Source organism: Kitasatospora aureofaciens (assembly GCF_019192735.1).
GTDB classification, from domain to species: domain Bacteria; phylum Actinomycetota; class Actinomycetes; order Streptomycetales; family Streptomycetaceae; genus Kitasatospora; species Kitasatospora aureofaciens_A.
This window is the reverse complement of sequence record NZ_JAHTKP010000049.1, coordinates 39,442-56,375: the sequence shown is the minus strand read 5'-3', so window position 1 is coordinate 56,375 and position 16,934 is coordinate 39,442. Positions and strand designations below refer to the sequence as shown.

Sequence of the window (16,934 nt, the reverse complement as noted above, 5' to 3'; positions counted from 1 at the left end):
CAGGCAGTTCAGTGACCCCGATGCAGTGGTGGATGCCCTCACCGAAGACGTCGTCCACTGGACCGAGGGCAAACGCAACGACGACATGGCCATCCTGGTGGTCACCCGGCGCCACCGCCCTCCCCGCAGCGCCTGATCAGGAAGCGAACTCCCACAGCGCCGCCTCGCCCCACGGCTCCAATACGGGAGAGGTGTGCCGCGGCCGGGGGTGGTCAGCGGCTGGTCGGCGGCGTAAGGAGGGCCCACGAGGCCGACATGATCCTCGCCCGGCTCGGCGACTGCACCAGCCTCCAGGACCACCTCCGCCACGCAGGCTCTACAGCAACATCGCCTCGAACTGGAACTCGGGTGCGGTCAGCGGTTGCTCCGACCAGATGACCTTGCCGCGGGCCGTGTATCTGGTCCCCCATCGTTCGGCCAGCTGGGCCACCAGGAACAGGCCCCGGCCACCCTCGTCCGTGGCGTCGGCGTAGCGCAGGTGGGGGGCGGTGCTGCTGCCGTCGGAGACCTCGCAGACCAGGCTGGTGTCGCGCAGCATGCGGACGCGGATGGGCTCGGTGCCGTAGCGGAGGGCGTTGGTGATCAGTTCGCTGAGGATCAGCTCGGCGGTGAAGCTCAGTTCCTCCAGGCCCCAGGCGGTCAGCTGGTTGCCGCATGCGTTGCGGATGCGGGAGACGGCGGCGAAGTCGTCGGGTACGTCCCAGGTAGCCACCTGAGACGGCTCGAACAGGCGGGTGCGGGCGACGAGGAGGGCGATGTCGTCACTCGGGTGTGGCGGGACCAGCGCGTCGAACACGGCCCGGCAGGTCTCCTCCGGGGATGCGTCGGCATGGGCCTCCGCCAGGGAACGGCGCAGCGCGGCGAGTCCGGTCTCCAGGTCGCGCTCGCGGTTCGTGACCAGCCCGTCGGTGTAGAGGACCAGTGTGGTGCCGGGTGCCAGCTGGAGTTCGGTGGTTTCGAAGGGCAGGCCGCCCACGCCGAGTGGCGGGCCGGCGGGCAGGTCGACGAACTCCACGCTGCCGTCGGTGTGTACCAGGGCGGGCGGGGGGTGGCCCGCCCGTGCCATGGCGCAGTGTCCGGAGACCGGGTCGTAGATCGCGTACAGGCAGGTGGCGCCCGTGACCGTCCCCGTCTTGTCGTCTTCTGCGGGTTCGCCCTGGTCGAGGTGGGCGACCAGTTCGTCGAGGCGGGCGAGCAGTTCGTCCGGGGGCAGGTCGAGGGCGGAGAAGTTGAGGACGGCGGTGCGCAGCCGGCCCATGGTGGCGGCGGCGTGCAGGCCGTGGCCGACGACGTCGCCGACGACCAGTGCCACGCGGAAACCGGGCAGCGGGATGACGTCGAACCAGTCCCCGCCCACCCCTCGCTGGGCCGGCCGGTAGCGGTAGGCCGCCTCCAGGGCGCTCTGCTCGGGCAGTCCCCGGGGCAGCAGGCTGCGCTGCAGCGTCTCGGCCATCCGGTGCTCACGGGTGTAGCGGCGGGCGTTGTCGATGCTGATCGCCGCGCGGGCGACCAGTTCCTCGGCGAAGGTGACGTCCTCCGGCCCGAACGGCTCGGACTCCCCCGCGCGCCAGATCGTGGCCGTGCCCAGGGTCAGGCCGCGCGCCTTGAGCGGCGCGGAGATCAGCGAGTGGACCCCGTACGCGAGGATCCGGTCGGCGGTCTGCGGGTCGCGTGCCCGCCAGGCGTGTGCCTGACGCAGATCGGCCGCCAGCGTGGCCCGCCCGCTCTCCAGGGCAGTGGCCTCCGGTGTGCCGGGCAGCGGGCTGATCTGCGAGCCCACCGGGTAGAACGGCCGGTCCTCGCGGATGCCGCCGGCGGCCACCCGGCGGATCCGCGGGCCTCCCGCAGTGCCCGTGCCCGGGAGCGGCTCGTCACCGCGCAGCACCGACTCGGCCAGCTCGACCGTGGCGAAGTCCGCGAAGCGCGGCACCACCGCGTCGACCAGCTCCTGGGCGGTCCGCTCCACGTCCAGGGTGGTGCCGACCCGCAGCCCCGCGTCGTAGAGCAGCTTCAGCCGGGCCCGCGCCGCCTCGGCCTGCCCGGCCAGCGCCCGCAGCTCGGTGGTGTCCCGGATCGTCGCGACGCTGCCGGGCCCGCCGCCGAACGGCGCGGTGGGGCGGTTGTTCACGGCGAGCAGCCGGTCCTCGGCCGGGTACACCTCGTCGGTGGCGGCCCGCCCCGACACCAGCAGTGCCGCCAGCCCCGGATCGAGCCCCAGCTCGGTGACCGGCCGCCCCTCCACCTCCGGAGGCAGCTCCAGCAGCCGCCGGGCCTCGTCGTTCGCCAGCACCACCCGCCCGTCCCCGCCGACGATCAGCACGCCCTCACGTACCGCGTGCAGCACCGCGTCGTGGTGCTCGTACATCCGCGTCATCTCGGCCGGGCCCAGACCGTGCGTCTGGCGGCGCAGCCGCCGACGCACCAGCACCGCCCCGCCCGTGCCCACGGCGACCGCGGCGACCGCGCCGCCGAACAGGACCGGCAACTGCCGGCTCACCGCGCCGCCTGTGTTCTTGACGTAGTACCCCACCGAGAGAAAACCGGCGACCGAACCATCCGGCCTGGTGATCGCCACGGTGGTGTCCACGTCGGGTCCCAGCGGTATGTTCTCGGTCACGGTGTACGGGCCCTTCAGGGCCGGCTGGTAGTTGCCGTAGACGTGCTTTCCGATCAGCTCGGGATGGGCGGTCTGGGCGTAGCGGGTCCCGTCGGTGCCGAAGATCACGATGTAGTCGAAGCCGCCACTCTTCTGCACGTCCACGGCCAGCGGCTGCAGCACCGCGGTCGGATCGGCGCTGTCGAGAGCAGCCGCCAACCCGGGATAGCGCGACAACGTGACGGCCGCAGCGCGCGTGCTGTGCGCCGCATCACTCGTGGCGAAGCCGTGGGCCTGCAGGATAAGCGTCGTCAGGGCCGCGCCGACCAGCAGCACCACGACGACCAGCAGCCACAGGAACACCTGCCCAGCGACACTGCGTACCCGCAGCCGCGAGCGCAGCCGCCCCCAGGCGGACCGGTGTTCCCCCGGTCCGTCCTGTGCCTTGCTCAAGGGCATGCTCCCTGTGTGCATCCGGGCTGTCCCCGCGCGCATCCGGGTCCCCTCCTCCACGCTGCCACCCTGCCCGAAGATGCGCACGCGCGAGGCCCACGGCGGGCAGGACGGATCGCCGGCCAGGAACTGGTGGCTGCGGTGAGGACACCACCGAGGACGCCCCCAGGGGGGAGGTGGACTGTCTGCGTCATCGTCGCGGATCCGGCCTGACCGGGAACCGTGTGCAGAACCCCGACCGCCAGCTCCGCGCGTGGTCTCATTTTTGGTCTCGTACACCGCCGTTCAGGCTGGTTCAATCGCCACCCCAGCAACTAGAAAACCGCAGGTCAGAATGTATGCGAACGCTCCCGGACAGTACCGAGGAGAATTGGAAAGCGTGTTGGGGGCAACCCCTCACGAGTTCGAATCTCGTATCCTCCGCACCCGCCCACCAGGGCGGACGAGGGCCCCGACCGGTTTCCGCTCGGGGCCCTCGTCGTTCCGCAGATGCGGTTGCGCTTTCGGCGCCGCGGTGGGGGTCCGCCCTCCGTTGGGGGGCGAGGCCTCGGCCGGTCATTCGGGCCGCTCAGGTCCGCCGCGCCGCCCGCTTCGACTCGGTGGCACCGACGCAGCGGATCACCACCGGTCGTGGACCTGCGGACGGATCAGTTCGTCGTAGAGGTCCTGCACGGTCCAGCCATCGGCCCATCTTCGTCGCCACGGTCGGCGCCTTGGCGCCCGTCCGTGCGAGCGACCGCAGGACCGAGCCGACGATCTGCTCGCTGCGTCCGTCCCCGTACTCGTCGGCGGTGTCGATGAAGTTCACGCCCGCTTCCAGCGCAGCGTGCCGAGGGTGTCCGCCTCGTCCACCCGCCCCCAGTCCGCGCCGAACTGCCAGGGCCCGAGCCCGATCACCCCGACCTGCCGATCCGTACGTCCCAGTCTCCTGTTCTCCATGACCTCTTCTCCCTGAGAGCTAGGGCCGGACCCGGCGCACCCGATGGGTCCCCGTCACCGCCATGACGAGCGAGTACACCGAGGTGGACGCGGTGATGAAGAGGCGGTTGTTCTTCGGCCCGCCGAAGGCGAGGTTCGAGACGGACTCGGGGACGAGGATGCGTCCGATGAGCGTGCCGTCTGGGTCGTAGCAGTGGATGCCGTCGCCGAATGCCGCCGCCCAAAGCCGGCCGCCGTCGTCGAAGCGGATGTTGTCGAAGCTGCTGTCCGGCGCCTCCGCGAAGACCTTGCCGTCTGAGAGGGTGCCGTCCTCGCGGACGTCGAAGACGCGGATGTGCCGGGCGCGGCTGTCCGCCACGAACAACTGCCGCTCGTCGAGTGAGAAGACGAGTCCGTTGGGGCCGGTGAAGCCGTCCGCGACGAGCTGCACCTCACCGCTGCCGGGGTCGATGCGGTAGACGTTGCAGGCGCCGATCTCGCTGTCGGCGCGATGGCCCTCGTAGTCGCTGGTGATGCCGAAGTCCGGGTCGGAGAACCACACCGAGCCGTCGGAGTGCACCACCGCGTCGTTGGGCGAGTTGAGCCGCTTGCCCTGGTAGCGGTCTGCGAGCACGGTGACCGAGCCGTCGTGCTCGGTACGGGTCACCTGGCGGTTGCCCTGCTCGCAGGTGATGAGGCGGCCCTCGCGGTCCAGGGTGTTGCCGTTGCTGTGGCCGGCCGGGGCGCGGAACTGACCGACCCTCCCCGTGGCCTCGTCCCAGCGGAGCATCCGGTCGTTGGGGATGTCACTGAAGACGAGTTGGCGCCAGGCCGGGAGGTAGACCGGCCCTTCGGCCCAGCGGCAGTCTCCGTACAGCTTCTCCAGCCGGTGGTCGCCGTTGGCGCACTTCCCGGCACGGAAGCGCTCGTCCAGGATCTCGTACAGGCCATGCTTGATCTCACCAGACACAGTCCACCCCTTGAAGCCATTATGCCGAATGTCATTCGGTTCTTCTTGAGTATGGCAGAAGCCGATATGGTTGCTACATGGCATCGGAGAACCTCGACGAGATCGACCGCGCGCTGGTCGCGCTGCTGCAGCAGGACGCCGGGCAGGCCTACGCCACCCTGGGCAAGGCGGTCGGGCTCTCGGCCGGCGCCACACACGAGCGGGTCCGCAAGCTCCGAGAGCGCGGGGTCGTCCGGCGCACAACGGTCGAGGTCGATCCGAAGGCGCTCGGGCTCGGCGTGCTCGCGTTCGTGATGGTCGAGTCCTCGGCCTGGATGGGGGACTCCGCCGCGGCCTTCGCCGCGATCCCGGAGATCGAAGAGGCCCACGTCATCGCCGGCAGCGCCTCGGTCCTGGTGAAGGTGCGCTCGACCACTACGGAGCAACTACAGGACGTGCTGCGCCGGTTGTACGCGATCGACGGGGTGAGCGGCACCCAGGCGACAGTCTCCCTGGAGACCTTCTTCGAACGCCCGCCGTCGCCCACCCTGTAGAACCTTCGATGCCGCCCAGCGAGCAGGGTGGCATCGGCAGGTCCTCCCGTCCTGCCGGCCACTGCACCGCGCGGGGCAGGAGCGCTGCAGGCGTCCCGGATGGTCAGCGATGGCGGGTGCCCTGCGGCGCTGCTCGGCGTCGGTCGGGGCGGGTGGGCTGCGGTCGATGTCCGCAGGGTTGAGAGTGACACCGGGCGGGACGTACTACCTTCTCGGTGGTCCTGCTTCCGATCCGGCCTGTCGTCGAACGGCGACCGTCGGACGGCCACGAGACGGACGCGATCACCGCAGAGCTCGGCCATGCCGTCGATGTCCGAGGTCAGCACGACGACCGGCCGCTGCTGCCGCAACGCCATCTCGGCCACTGCCGCGTCGATCGCGTACTTGTGGCTGTGGAGACCTGCGGCGATCAGCATCGCGGAAGCCGCTCGGGCCTCCTCGTCCCCCACGTGCACGATCCGCAGTCCAGAGAGAATCCACCGGAGGCGAGGGCGGCCAGGACGGCCGGCAGGGTGGCGAAGGGTGGGCGAGGCCGCCGACGGCGCCGACGCGGTCGAACTCGCCCGCCGACCAAGCCCGGACGTGTGCCTGGTCGACATCCGGATGCCGGGGCTGGACGGCATCGGCGTCACCCGCGCCCCGTGTCGGGATCGCCGCCCGGGCCTGGGAGAGCGGCCTCCTGGACTCCCCCGAACCACGCCAGTGCAACAGACCCGGCTCGGGCGATCATTCCCCTCAAGCCGGCCCCGCTCTCAGGAGGCCAGGGCTGCGAGCCAAGGATCAGCCGGACAGAGCCCTCCACACGCTCCAGCTCACCGGGAGCCTTGTCAGCGGACGACCTCGAACACGTTCTTCTGCAAGCCGTTGGCGTAGGCCTCGTGCTCGACCAGCTTCAGCTTCTGGGTGTCCTTGTCCGTGGTGCTGAACAGACGCTTGCCCGCGCCGAGCAGGAGTGGGAAGACGAGCAGGTGGTAACGGTCGATCAGGCCGGCGTCGGCGAGGCTCTGGTTCAGGGCGGCGCTGCCGTGGACGATGATCGGGCCGCCCTCGGTCTCCTTCAGCGCGGCGACGTCGTCGAGCGAGCGCAGGATCGTGGTCTCGCCCCAGTTCGTGACCAGGTCATCCTCGGTGAGCGTGGAGGAGACGACGTACTTCGGCATCACCTTGTAGTCGGCGAAGTCCGCCATGTCCGGCCACACCGGGCTGAACACCTCGTAGCTGGCCCGGCCCAGCAGCATCGCGGTGGCTTCCTTCTGCTCCCGACCCTTGATGTCGAATGCCTCGGGGAGGAACTCGACATCCTTGAAGGTCCACCCGGAGTTCCGGTAACCGGGCTCACCGCCCGGGCCCTCCACGACACCATCGAGCGAGATGAAGGCAGTGCTGATCAGGGTACGCATCTAAGGTTCCTCGGTGTCTCGATCTGGTTCTCAGCAGGTCAAGTCGGTGCACGCTTCGACCGTACTCGCGACCCGCAGCGTACCTACCACTGTTTCTGACTGTGGATCACGGAGAAAGTCATCGGTCCTCGCCCAATCCTTTTCGGCGGCCTCGACCACCGACCACCTCGGGGAGCCTCACACCCGCCCGGCTGCGGGACCTACCAGCAGCGCAACAGCGACGAGCGTGACATGACCCGCCCCAACCGGTGAGTCGGGCGCAGTGATCCAGACGAAACGGCCTAGCGCGGGGTGGAGTCGTCGGCCTTGAACGGGCCGCCGTGGCCGGGCACGATCAGGTCTGCCTCAGCCAGCACACGCAGCCGGGAGGCGCGCAGCACTTCGCGATCGGGTGCTACCGGATCGTCCGCCGGGCCGCTCGCGTGCCACCACAGGTCGCCGGCGAAGGCGACCACGCCCGAGTCCGTGCCCGCCAGCAGCGTGATGTCCTCGGGGCTGTGGCCGGGGGTGCGGATCAGGCGCAGCGAGGGGGTGAGTTCGTAGCCTTCGGCGTCCCGGTTCGTCCACTGGTCACCCTGGTACTCGACCTTGTGGTCGTGCACCCGGGCGCGGCCGAAGAGGCCGACGTTCATGGTGTTGTCCGGGTGGTGGTGGCTGAGCACCACGTCGGTGATGTCCTCGGGGCCGAGGCCCAGCTCCGCGAGCGGGGCGAGGATGTGGTCGGGGCTTGCCACCATGCCAGGGTCGAAGATCACGTGCCGTCCTGCGTCGGATACGTAGGAGACGGTCGCGGCGACCCCGGGGCCGGTGGAGCCCACGTAGCCGGTGGTCAGGACCTTGTATACGGCGCTGCGGCCGAGCGGTGCGTCTGTCATGGCCTCAATCCTTCCGGGCACGGTGGCGGTTCACGAGTGGCACTACTGCCCTTGATCGCAGGATTCGTGCCACCCGTGTGCCACACTGCCGCCGTGCCGCCTTTCAGAACCGTCGCCGCGTACGCCCCTCCCGGCGTCGGCATGCTCGCTGCCGGCATCGTCACCGAGGTGTTCGGTCCCCACGGAGCGGAGCTGCCCGGTTTCGACTTCGTCCTGTGTGCCGACCGGCCCGGACCAGTGCCCACGGACTGCGGCGTGCCGCTGTCCCTCGCGCACGGACTGGACCGGCTCGCCGGCGCCGATCTGGTCATTGCCCTGCCCGGGGCCGGATTCCGCACACCGCCGGCCCCCGCCGTACTCGACGCGCTGAGGGCCGCGCACGAGCGCGGCGCCGTGGTCGCGGCCCACTGCGTCGGCACGTTCGCGCTCGCCGCCGCCGGACTGCTCGACGGCCTACGGGCGACCACCCACTGGCGGTTCGCCGCACTCCTCGCCGACCGCCACCCGCAGGTCACCGTGGAAGCCCACGCGCTCTACATCGACGAAGGGAGCACCGTCACGGGCGCCGGAGCAGCTGCGGGCTTCGACCTGTGCCTCCACCTGCTGAGGCGGGAGTACGGCGCCGCGCTCGCCAACGCCGTCGCCCGGGACATGGTGCTGCCCTCCCACCGCGACGGCGGGCAAGCCCAGTACCTGGCCGCGCCCGTTCCCGAGGACGGCCGGGACGAACGGCTCGCAGGGGTCCTCGGCTGGGCCCGCGAGCACCTCCACGAGCCGCTGCCCGTCACGGAACTGGCCCGCCGCGCCATGATGAGCAAACGCTCCTTCGCCCGCCGCTTCACCGCCGCGACCGGTACCACCCCGCACGCCTGGCTGCGAAGCCTGCGACTGAGCAGAGCCGAGGAACTCCTCGAAACCACAGACCTCCCCGTCGAGGAGATCGCCCGCCGGGTCGGTTACGCAAGCGCGGCCGTGCTGCGCGAGCAGTTCGTGCGGCGCCGAGGTGTGCCTCCCCGCTCCTACCGGCGCGCCTTCACCAGCACGCCGTAGCGAACCGGGCAAGCCATCGCCGGCCAGGCCCGTGCGGTGGTCGGTCATCTGGTGGGGGACTCCGTTCCGGGTGGGGGTGGCAGGAAGTCGGTGAGTGTGGCGTCGGCGGTGGTGAGGGCCTGGGGGCCGGCGCTCAGCGAGTTGTGGACGAGAGACACGGTGGCGTCGTCGATGCCGCAGAACTCGGATATTCCGACCCGGAGTTGGCGGTCGAGCAGGGAGTCCCAGCCGAGCTGGGCGAACTGCTCGTGGGAGTAGCTGGACAGTCCGAGCCAGAGCATCCGTTTGGCGCTCAGGCGGGGGCGGCTGCGGCCGTAGGCGAAGCCGTAGTTCCAGACCCGGTCGATCCAGCCCTTGAGGATGGCCGGGAGTCCGAACCACCAGACGGGGAAGACCACAACCAGGGTGTCGGCGGCGTCGATCCGGTCCATGTGGGCGCGGACCTCGGGCGAGTACTGCTTCTCCCGGTCCGTCCAGTCCGGCTCGTCCTCGGGGCCGGTGCGCGGGTCGAAGTCCTCGGCGTAGAGGTCCAGCAGGTCGACGGTGTATCCGGCGGCGGCCAGGCGTTCGCGGGTGCGGTGGGCGATCTGCGCGGTGAGGGAGTCGCCGCGCGGGTGGGCGAGGACCAGCAGAGCGTGCTGCTTCATGGCGGTCAGCCCTCCAAGCGGACGAGCATCTTGCCGGTGTTGGCGCCGCGCAGCACGCCGAGGAAGGCGGCCGGCGCCTGGTCGATGCCCTCGAAGACGGTCTCGGCGGAGCGGAGCGTGCCGTCGGCGAGCCAGCCCGCGGCGCGCTCGATCCACTCGGGGAAGAGGTGGAACTGGTTGCTGACGAACATGCCCCGCAGGGTCAGCTCCCGGGAGACCGCCTGGAACAGGTTGTCGGGGCCGGGAGCGGGCACGGTGTCGTTGTAGCCGCTGATCGCGCCGACCAGGGCGATCCGGCCGCTGCTTCGCATCGCGCCGATGGCCGCCCGCAGGTGGTCGCCGCCGACGCTGTCCAGGTACACGTCGATGCCGTCCGGCGCGGCCTCGGCGAGCTGCTCGTCCAGCGAGCCCGCGCGGTAGTCGATCGCGGCGTCGTACCCGAAGTCCGTCACCAGCTTCTTCGCCTTCTCCGGGCCGCCGGCCGAGCCGATCACCCGGGAGGCCCCGAGCTTGCGGGCCAGCTGGCCCGCGATGCTTCCCACGGCGCCGGCGGCGGCGGAGATGAACACCACGTCGCCCTCGCGCACCGGGGCGGTCACGGTCAGCGCCGCGTACGCGCTCAGGCCGGTGGTGCCCAGCGGGCCCAGGTACGCCGGCGCCGGGGCGATGCCGGTGTCGACGACGGTCGCGGCGGAGGCGTCCAGCACGGCGTACTCGCGCCAGCCCAGCCAGTGGGAGACGGTCGCGCCGACCGGCACCGCCGCGGAGCGCGAGGCGACGACCACGCCGATCGAGCTGCCCTCCAGCGCCTCGCCGATCCGGAACGGCGGGAGGTACGAGGGGACGTCGTCCATCCGGCCGCGCATGTACGGGTCCACCGACATCCAGGTGTTGCGGACGACGATCTCGCCCTCGGCCGGCTCCGGCACCGTGGTGCGGACCAGTTCGAAGTTGTCAGCGGTGGGCTCGCCGACCGGGCGCGAGGCGAGGCGGATCTCGGCGGAGACGATGGTGGTCGGGTTCGTGGTCGGGTTCGTCATGATGGGCTTCCTCTTTCGTTCCGTGGTGCCGTTCTCGGTCACGGGGAAGACTCTGCCGGGAGCCGCGCACGATCGGCTGACGGTCCGCGCACGGGCTCCCACGACTGCCGTGTCGGGGCGGGAGTTAACGTGGCGTCATGCGCTTCGAGGTGTTGGGTTCGCTGCAGGTCCGTACCGACGCGGGGGCTCCGGTCGCCGTCCGCGAGCCGAAGGTCCGCGCCCTGCTGGCCGATCTGCTGGTGCACCACGGGCAACCGGTCTCGACGGACCGCCTGGTCGACGACCTGTGGGGCGAGGCGTTGCCCGGGAACCCGGCCAACACGCTCCAGACCAAGGTCTCGCAGCTGCGCCGGGCCCTGGAGTCGGCCGAGCCCGGCGGCCGGGAGCTGGTCGCCCACCGGCCGGCCGGCTATCTGCTGCAGGTGCCGCAGGAGGCGGTGGACAGCGCCCGGTTCGCCGCGCTGATCATTCAGGCACGCCGCACCGCGGACCCGCGCGCCCGGATCCCGCTGCTCTCGGACGCCCTGGCGCTGTGGCGCGGGCCGGCCTTCGCCGAGTTCCGCGACCACGAGTTCGCCGCGGCGACCGCCACCGGACTCGACGAGCAACGGCTGACCGCACTGGAGGACCTGGCCGACGGGCGCCTGGAGCTGGGCGAACACCTGGCGCTGGCTGACGAGTTGGGTGGACTCACCCGGGAGCACCCGCTGCGGGAGCGGCTGCGGGCGGTACACATGCGCGCGCTCTACCGCTCCGGCCGGCAGACCGAGGCGCTGGACGGCTACCGCGCGCTGACGGAACGCCTGGCCGAGGAACTCGGGCTGGACCCCGGCCCCGAGCTGGTTGCCCTGCACCGCGCGATCCTCCGTCAGGACCCGGCACTGACGCCCTCCACCGTCACCCTCGCGGCTCCCCCACCAGACCAGCCCGACCCGCCACGTACCAACCTGCCGGCCGGGTTGACCGATCTGATCGGGCGAGGCCGGGACGTCGCCCGGATCGGTGAACTGCTCGAAGCCTGGCGATTGGTGACCCTCACCGGGCCCGGCGGCGCCGGCAAGACACGGCTCGCCCTGGAAGCCGCCGCCCGGGCTTGCGGCGCGCTCTCCTTCCCCGACGGGGTCTGGCTGGTCGAACTCGCGGCCGAAACGGGCGGGAACACCGGTACGGCCGAGGTTGCCTCGGCCGTGACCGCCGCGCTGGGCATCCGCGACCACGCCGGCGCCGGCCCGGCAGCGGACCGGCTCACCCACGCGCTCGGCCCCCGGCGCATGCTGCTGGTCCTGGACAACTGCGAGCACCTCGTCCAGCCGGTCGCCGAACTGACCGAGCGGCTGCTGCGGCACGCGCCCGGCCTGCGTGTCCTGGCCACCAGCCGGGAGCCGCTGGCGATCTCCGGCGAGGCACTGCACGCGGTCGAGCCGCTGCCGGAGTCCGACGCGGTGCGACTCTTCGCGGCGCGGGCGGCGGCCGCCGCCCCGGGATTCGCCCTTGGCCCCGCCAACGCCGACGCGGTGGCCTTGGTCTGCGAGCGCCTCGACGGGATCCCGCTGGCGCTGGAACTCGCCGCCGCCCGGGTGCGGGCGCTGGGCGTCCACGAGCTGTCCGAGCGCCTGAGCGACCGGTTCCGCCTGCTGAACGCGGGGCGCCGGGGCGCACCCGCCCGACAGCAGACCCTGCGCGCGGTGATCGACTGGAGCTGGGAGCTGCTGACCGACCCCGAGCGCGCCGTGCTGCGCCGACTGGCCGTCTTCGCCGGCGGCTGCACGCTGGCCGCCGCCGAGGAGGTCTGCTCCGCACCGGACGTACCCGCCGACGCCGTCCTCGACGTGGTCACCCGCCTGGTGGACCGCTCGCTGGTCACCGTGCAGGACGACGAGGGCGGCCCGCGGTACCGGATGCTGGAGTCGGTCGCCGCCTATAGCCTCGAACAGCTCGACGATGCAGGCGAGTTGCGGCTCGCACGGGAACGGCACCGGGTTCACTACACCGAGCTGGCCGAACGGGCGCAGCCGTGGCTGTACGGACCCGACCAGCGCCGATGGCTGCGTCGACTCGACCACGAGAGCGCCAATCTGCGCGCCGCGCTCGCCGACGCGGCCGCCGACGGCGATGCCGCGCCGGCCGTGCGGCAGGTCAACGCACTGGCCTGGTACTGGTTCCTGCGCGGACGGCTCGGCGAGGCCCGGCGTTCGTTCGGTCTGGCGCTCGGCACCGGCCCGCTCGGTCGCGACGACGGCTCTGCGTCGCATGACTCCACAGCCCGGGCCGGCGCGCTGGTCAGGCAGGCGGCGTTCGCGCTGCTGGCCGGCGACCGCACGCGACCGGACCATCCGATCGACGGTGCGGACACCCGGGCCCGGTGGTTCCTGGCCCTCGCCCGGTGCGGGTTCGCAGAGGCGTCCGACGAGGAGCACACCGCCGGCCTGGTGACCGAGTTCCGTGCCTGCGACGACCGTTGGGGCATAGCCGCGACGCAGAGCACCCTCGCCACCCTGGCCATGTACCGGGGCGACCTGGGCGGCCTGAGGCGGCACGCCGTCGACAGCGCGGAGCGCTTCGCCGAGCTCGGTGACCGATGGGGGCAGCTGCGGGCCGCCGAACAGCTGGGCGTGCTGGCCGAGATCGCCGGCGACTACCAGGAGGCCGCCCGGCTGCACCGCGACGGCGTGCGCATCGCGGAGGAACTGGAACTCTGGACGGACGTCTCGTTCTTCCTGTCCAGGCTCGGCCGGATCGCGCTGCTCACCGGCGAGTTCGGCCCTGCCAGGGAGCTCCACGAGCGGGCGCAGCGGCTGGCCGCCGAGCAGTCCCACCGGCCCGCGGAGCAGTTCGCCGAGACCGGGCTCGCCCTCGGGGCCCGCCGGCAGGGCGAGCTCGAAGCCGCCGAAGCGCATCTGCGACCCTGGCTGGACTGGAACCGCAGGCTGGGCGTGGATTCCGGCATGGCCCTGATCCTCGCGGAACTCGGTTTCGTCGCCGAGCAACGCGGTGACGCCCGGCAGGCGCGCGAGCTTCATTTGGAGGGCCTGACCGCCGCCCGCCGGACCGGCGATCGCCGGGCGATCGCGCTCGCGCTCGAAGGGCTGGCCGGTGCGCAGGCCCTCACGGGCCGACCCGACCACGCCGCCCGGCTGCTCGGCACGGCCGCCGCCGTCCGGGAGTCGGTCGGCGCACCGCTTCCCCGGGCCGAGCGCGGTGATGTCGACCGCGTCACCGAGCGCGCGAGCGAAGTCCTGGGCGAGGACGCCTTCGCAGCGGCCTTCCAGCAGGGTCGCGAGCTGGAACCCGCCGACCACCTGCGGGAGTTGCCCGTACCCGCCGCGAGCGGCCCAGACGCCGCGGCGGCGGAGCCGTTCAGTACTCGCTGAGGGCTCAGTACTCGCTGAGGGTGATGGCGGTGGCCGCCTTGTGGATGGGCTCGATGAGCTTGGCCATGATGCGCTCCTTGCCGGGCAGCCGCGCCATCAGCGAGAGCATCACCATCGAGAACCGGACCTGGCCGCTGGTGCGCATGACCATCCGCTTGACGTTCGCCGGCCCGAGCTTCTGGTTCTGCTCGGCGAAGGGCCGCAACTGCCGTTCGTAGCCTGCGAACCCGGCCTCGTACTCACCGCCGGCCGCGGCCAGTTCCCCCGCCAGGACGTAGGCGGCCACCAGGGCGAGACCGGTCCCCTGCCCCGACGCGGGGGAGGCGCAGCAGGCCGCGTCTCCGACCAGGGCCACGCGCCCCTGGGACCAGCGGTCCATGTGCACCTGGCTGAGCGAGTCGAAGTAGAAGTCGGGGGCGCTCGCCATGCCTTCGAGCAGGCCGGGCACCTGCCATCCCTCTCCCGCGTAGGCGTTCGCCAGCAGGCGCTGCTGCTCGGCGCGGTCACGGTGGTCGTAGGTCAGCGGCTCGGAGGCGAAGAGGAACATCGCCTTGGCTCCGGTGTCCCGGGCGGTGCTGTAGGTCAGTACCGTGCGGCCGGCACCGACGTAGGTGAGCTCCTCGCGGTCCAGGTCCAGCCGGTTGGGGACACTGAAGATCGAGATGTAGTGGCCGAGGTCGCGGACGAACCGGCTCTCCGGGCCGAAGACCAGGCCACGGGTCCGGGAGTGCAGCCCGTCGGCGCCGAGGACGAGGTCGAAGACCTCGATGCGGCCGCTGTCGAAGGTGACCTTCACTCCGTCGGAACCGTCGGTGAGCGAGGCGATGGAGTCGTCGAAGAGGTACTCGACGTCGTTCTTGGTCAGCTCGTACAGGATGCGGTTCAGGTCGCCGCGCAGGATCTCGGCGTCGCCGTGGACGCGCCCTCCGAAGGTGTCGCCGTCCATGCTCGCCACCCGCTTGCCGGTGGCGTCGACCACGGACCCCGCTCGCACGTCGGTGCGCAACTGACGGATCTCGTCCAGCACGCCCATGCGTCGGACCACCTCCAGCGCCGCGCCACGGATGTCGACCTTGTAGCCGCCCTCCCGGATCTCGGAAGCCCGCTCCACCACCGTGGGAGTGAAACCGTGGCGTCGCAGCCAGTAGGCAAGGGCCGTACCCGCGATGCCGGCACCGGAGATCAGGACATTCGTGTTCTTCATCTTCTTCATTGGAAGCCCCCCGAGTCAGGTCTGAACCGGCACTGACAGTACGCCAGCATCAGACGCTTGTGCAAGACACTTGTTCAAAGCGGGGTTCGGGCGATAGCTTCGGCGAGTCGCTTACGGCCCACCTGACGGGCCGGCGGCTTTCTTGACCGTGGACGTCGTGCTGTAGCGCGCACTTGATCACGGTTCAGTTCACCGTGGGGCGCCGCGACCATTGGGGTGGCGCGCGCGAGGGAGAAGGGGGAAGTGCCATGTCGCAGTCGCAGGAGTCGCTGGCCGCGTTCGTCGAGGCGACGGCCGAGGAGTACGGTCTGCCCGGCGTCGCCGTCGGGGTATGGGCCGGCGGGAGGGAGATCTACGCCTGCCACGGCGTGACGAGCGTCGACAACCCGCTGCCCGTCGACGAGCGGACGCTGTTCGTACTGGGCTCGGTCTCCAAGACGTTCACGGCGACCGTGCTGATGCGTCTGGTCGCCGAGGGGCGCGTCGAACTGGACGCGCCGGTGCGCCGCTACGTGCCCGAGCTGGTGCTTCCGGACGAGCAGGCCGCGGCCGAGATCACCGTCCTCAACCTGCTCAACCACACCGCCGGGCTGGACTGGCGGATGAACGTCGACACCGGCGAGGGAGACGATGCCCTGGCCGCGTACGTGGCGAAGATGTCCGAGTCGCAGCCGATCGCGCCGCCCGGCGCCCGGGCCTCCTACAGCCAGATGGCGTTCAACCTGGCCGGGCGGATCATCGAGAAGGTCACCGGCCTGACCTACGAACAGGCCGTCACCTCGCTCCTGTTCGAGCCGCTCGGGCTGTCGCACACCTCCTTCACGGCCAACGACGTCATGACCCGGCGCTTCGCCGTCGGACACACCGTCGGCGAGGACGGCACGCCCACCGTCGCGCGGAAGTGGAAGGACACCCGCGCCAACAACCCCGGCGGGGGCGGCGCGTCCTCGGTGGCGGACCTGCTCCGCTGGGCCCGCTTCCACCTCGGTGACGGCCGCGCCCAGGACGGCACCCAGGTCCTGCCCGCCGAGGCCCTGCAGAGAATGCGGCAGCAGACCGTAGAACTGCACGGCAGTACGCTCGGCGACGCCTTCGGCATCTGCTGGTTCCTGCGTGACGTGGACGGCGTGCACACCATCGGCCACGGCGGCTCCACCAATGGCCAGTTCGCCGAACTCCTCATCGTCCCCGAACACGACTTCGCCGTCGCCGCCCTGTCCAACGCCGGCCCCGACGGCGGCCTCGCCTTCAACCGGGCCGCCCTCCGGTGGGCGCTCGAACACCACCTGGGGGTGGTCGAGCAGGACCCGGAGCCTCTCCCCTTCGACGAGGCCCGAGCCCAGGAGGTCGCCGGGACCTACGAGAACGACGTGATGGCGCTCACCATCGCCACCGACGGCGCCGGGCTGACGATCGCCTGCAACATCAAGCCGGAGATCCGTGCGGCGGCCGACACCGAACTGCCCGCGGACCTGCCCCCGGCCGACCTCGGCCTGCTGCCAGGCAACGGAGACGAGTACATCGTCACCAGCGGCGGCCTCACGGGACAGCGCGGCTTCTTCACCCGCGACGACACCGGCACGATCACCGGAGCCGACCTCGCCGGCCGCCTCTTCACCCGGGCCCCGGCAGACCGGTAACCCGACCGCAACAACGTCGCCCCGGCCGGTCAGGCCACATGGCGAGCCGGACAGCGACCAGCCGCCAGGCCGAACCCAGTCGGCGCTGGTTGCAGTTCTGGTTGCAGTCACCCCTGTCCAGCTACGTTCAGAGCCGGAGCACGGGACCGCTCAGTCGCAGGTCAGAACGCCTGTGGCCGTCCCCGGACAGTCGGACGAACATTTGGAAAGCGTGTTGGGAGCAATCCC

13 protein-coding genes and 2 pseudogenes are annotated in these 16,934 nt (G+C 71.3%); 5 read left to right on the top strand and 10 right to left on the bottom strand.

The genetic code is table 11. The features are described 5' to 3' along the window. Positions 1 to 316 precede the first annotated feature (316 nt). The 4 genes from KV557_RS31795 to KV557_RS31785 all read right to left on the bottom strand — a co-directional run bounded on the left by KV557_RS31795 (position 317) and on the right by KV557_RS31785 (position 4,937). Positions 317 to 3,055 carry a SpoIIE family protein phosphatase gene (locus tag KV557_RS31795; RefSeq protein WP_218205017.1) on the bottom strand — a complete coding sequence of 913 codons (2,739 nt, stop codon included), beginning with the start codon at positions 3,053 to 3,055 and terminating at the stop codon, positions 317 to 319. 562 nt (positions 3,056 to 3,617) lie between these two features. After that, positions 3,618 to 3,857 carry an aldo/keto reductase gene (locus KV557_RS44985; RefSeq protein WP_374106698.1) on the bottom strand — a complete coding sequence of 80 codons (240 nt, stop codon included), beginning with the start codon at positions 3,855 to 3,857 and terminating at the stop codon, positions 3,618 to 3,620. Then, positions 3,854 to 3,988 (bottom strand): hypothetical protein, encoded by a 135-nt coding sequence (locus tag KV557_RS44980; RefSeq protein ID WP_374106697.1) that lies wholly within the window; start codon positions 3,986 to 3,988, stop codon positions 3,854 to 3,856. The genes KV557_RS44985 and KV557_RS44980 overlap by 4 nt, the downstream gene beginning before the upstream one ends. A gap of 19 nt (positions 3,989 to 4,007) precedes the next feature. After that, the gene (locus tag KV557_RS31785; protein WP_308130170.1) at positions 4,008 to 4,937 is read right to left on the bottom strand and encodes an SMP-30/gluconolactonase/LRE family protein; all 930 of its coding nucleotides are present in this window, start codon (positions 4,935 to 4,937) and stop codon (positions 4,008 to 4,010) included. A 77-nt stretch (positions 4,938 to 5,014) separates the two neighbouring features. Between KV557_RS31785 and KV557_RS31780 the strand changes: the two genes are divergently transcribed. Beyond that, on the top strand, positions 5,015 to 5,470 hold the full coding sequence (locus tag KV557_RS31780; protein WP_218205015.1) for an Lrp/AsnC family transcriptional regulator: 456 nt from the start codon (positions 5,015 to 5,017) through the stop codon (positions 5,468 to 5,470). A gap of 260 nt (positions 5,471 to 5,730) precedes the next feature. On the opposite strand, the pseudogene KV557_RS43275 reads toward KV557_RS31780, so the two are convergent. Continuing rightward, positions 5,731 to 5,958: pseudogene (locus KV557_RS43275) on the bottom strand (DNA-binding protein); the annotation flags it as partial. A gap of 34 nt (positions 5,959 to 5,992) precedes the next feature. Here KV557_RS43275 and KV557_RS43270 point away from each other — a divergent pair. Beyond that, a pseudogene (locus KV557_RS43270) lies at positions 5,993 to 6,109 on the top strand (response regulator); the annotation flags it as partial. A gap of 188 nt (positions 6,110 to 6,297) precedes the next feature. On the opposite strand, the gene KV557_RS31770 reads toward KV557_RS43270, so the two are convergent. Beyond that, on the bottom strand, positions 6,298 to 6,870 hold the full coding sequence (locus KV557_RS31770) for a dihydrofolate reductase family protein (protein ID WP_218205014.1): 573 nt from the start codon (positions 6,868 to 6,870) through the stop codon (positions 6,298 to 6,300). Positions 6,871 to 7,151: 281 nt separating this feature from the next. Further along, a complete protein-coding gene (locus tag KV557_RS31765; protein ID WP_218205013.1) occupies positions 7,152 to 7,745 on the bottom strand; it encodes an MBL fold metallo-hydrolase in 594 nt (197 codons plus the stop codon). A 141-nt stretch (positions 7,746 to 7,886) separates the two neighbouring features. On the opposite strand from KV557_RS31765, the gene KV557_RS31760 reads away from it, so the two are divergent. Further along, the gene (locus tag KV557_RS31760; protein ID WP_218205020.1) at positions 7,887 to 8,795 is read left to right on the top strand and encodes a GlxA family transcriptional regulator; all 909 of its coding nucleotides are present in this window, start codon (positions 7,887 to 7,889) and stop codon (positions 8,793 to 8,795) included. Between the two features lie 44 nt (positions 8,796 to 8,839). Here the strand turns inward: KV557_RS31760 and KV557_RS31755 are convergent, their stop codons facing one another. After that, a complete protein-coding gene (locus KV557_RS31755; RefSeq protein WP_218205012.1) occupies positions 8,840 to 9,442 on the bottom strand; it encodes an NAD(P)H oxidoreductase in 603 nt (200 codons plus the stop codon). 5 nt (positions 9,443 to 9,447) lie between these two features. Beyond that, the gene (locus KV557_RS31750; RefSeq protein ID WP_218205011.1) at positions 9,448 to 10,482 is read right to left on the bottom strand and encodes an NADP-dependent oxidoreductase; all 1,035 of its coding nucleotides are present in this window, start codon (positions 10,480 to 10,482) and stop codon (positions 9,448 to 9,450) included. 137 nt (positions 10,483 to 10,619) lie between these two features. Between KV557_RS31750 and KV557_RS31745 the strand changes: the two genes are divergently transcribed. Then, positions 10,620 to 13,853 (top strand): BTAD domain-containing putative transcriptional regulator, encoded by a 3,234-nt coding sequence (locus KV557_RS31745; RefSeq protein ID WP_218205010.1) that lies wholly within the window; start codon positions 10,620 to 10,622, stop codon positions 13,851 to 13,853. Positions 13,854 to 13,857: 4 nt separating this feature from the next. Here KV557_RS31745 and KV557_RS31740 read toward each other — a convergent pair whose 3' ends face one another. Further along, on the bottom strand, positions 13,858 to 15,057 hold the full coding sequence (locus KV557_RS31740) for an FAD-dependent monooxygenase (RefSeq protein WP_256178250.1): 1,200 nt from the start codon (positions 15,055 to 15,057) through the stop codon (positions 13,858 to 13,860). 257 nt (positions 15,058 to 15,314) lie between these two features. On the opposite strand from KV557_RS31740, the gene KV557_RS31735 reads away from it, so the two are divergent. Further along, positions 15,315 to 16,706, top strand: coding sequence for a serine hydrolase domain-containing protein (locus KV557_RS31735; protein WP_218205008.1), 1,392 nt, complete (start codon positions 15,315 to 15,317; stop codon positions 16,704 to 16,706). Positions 16,707 to 16,934 lie beyond the last annotated feature (228 nt).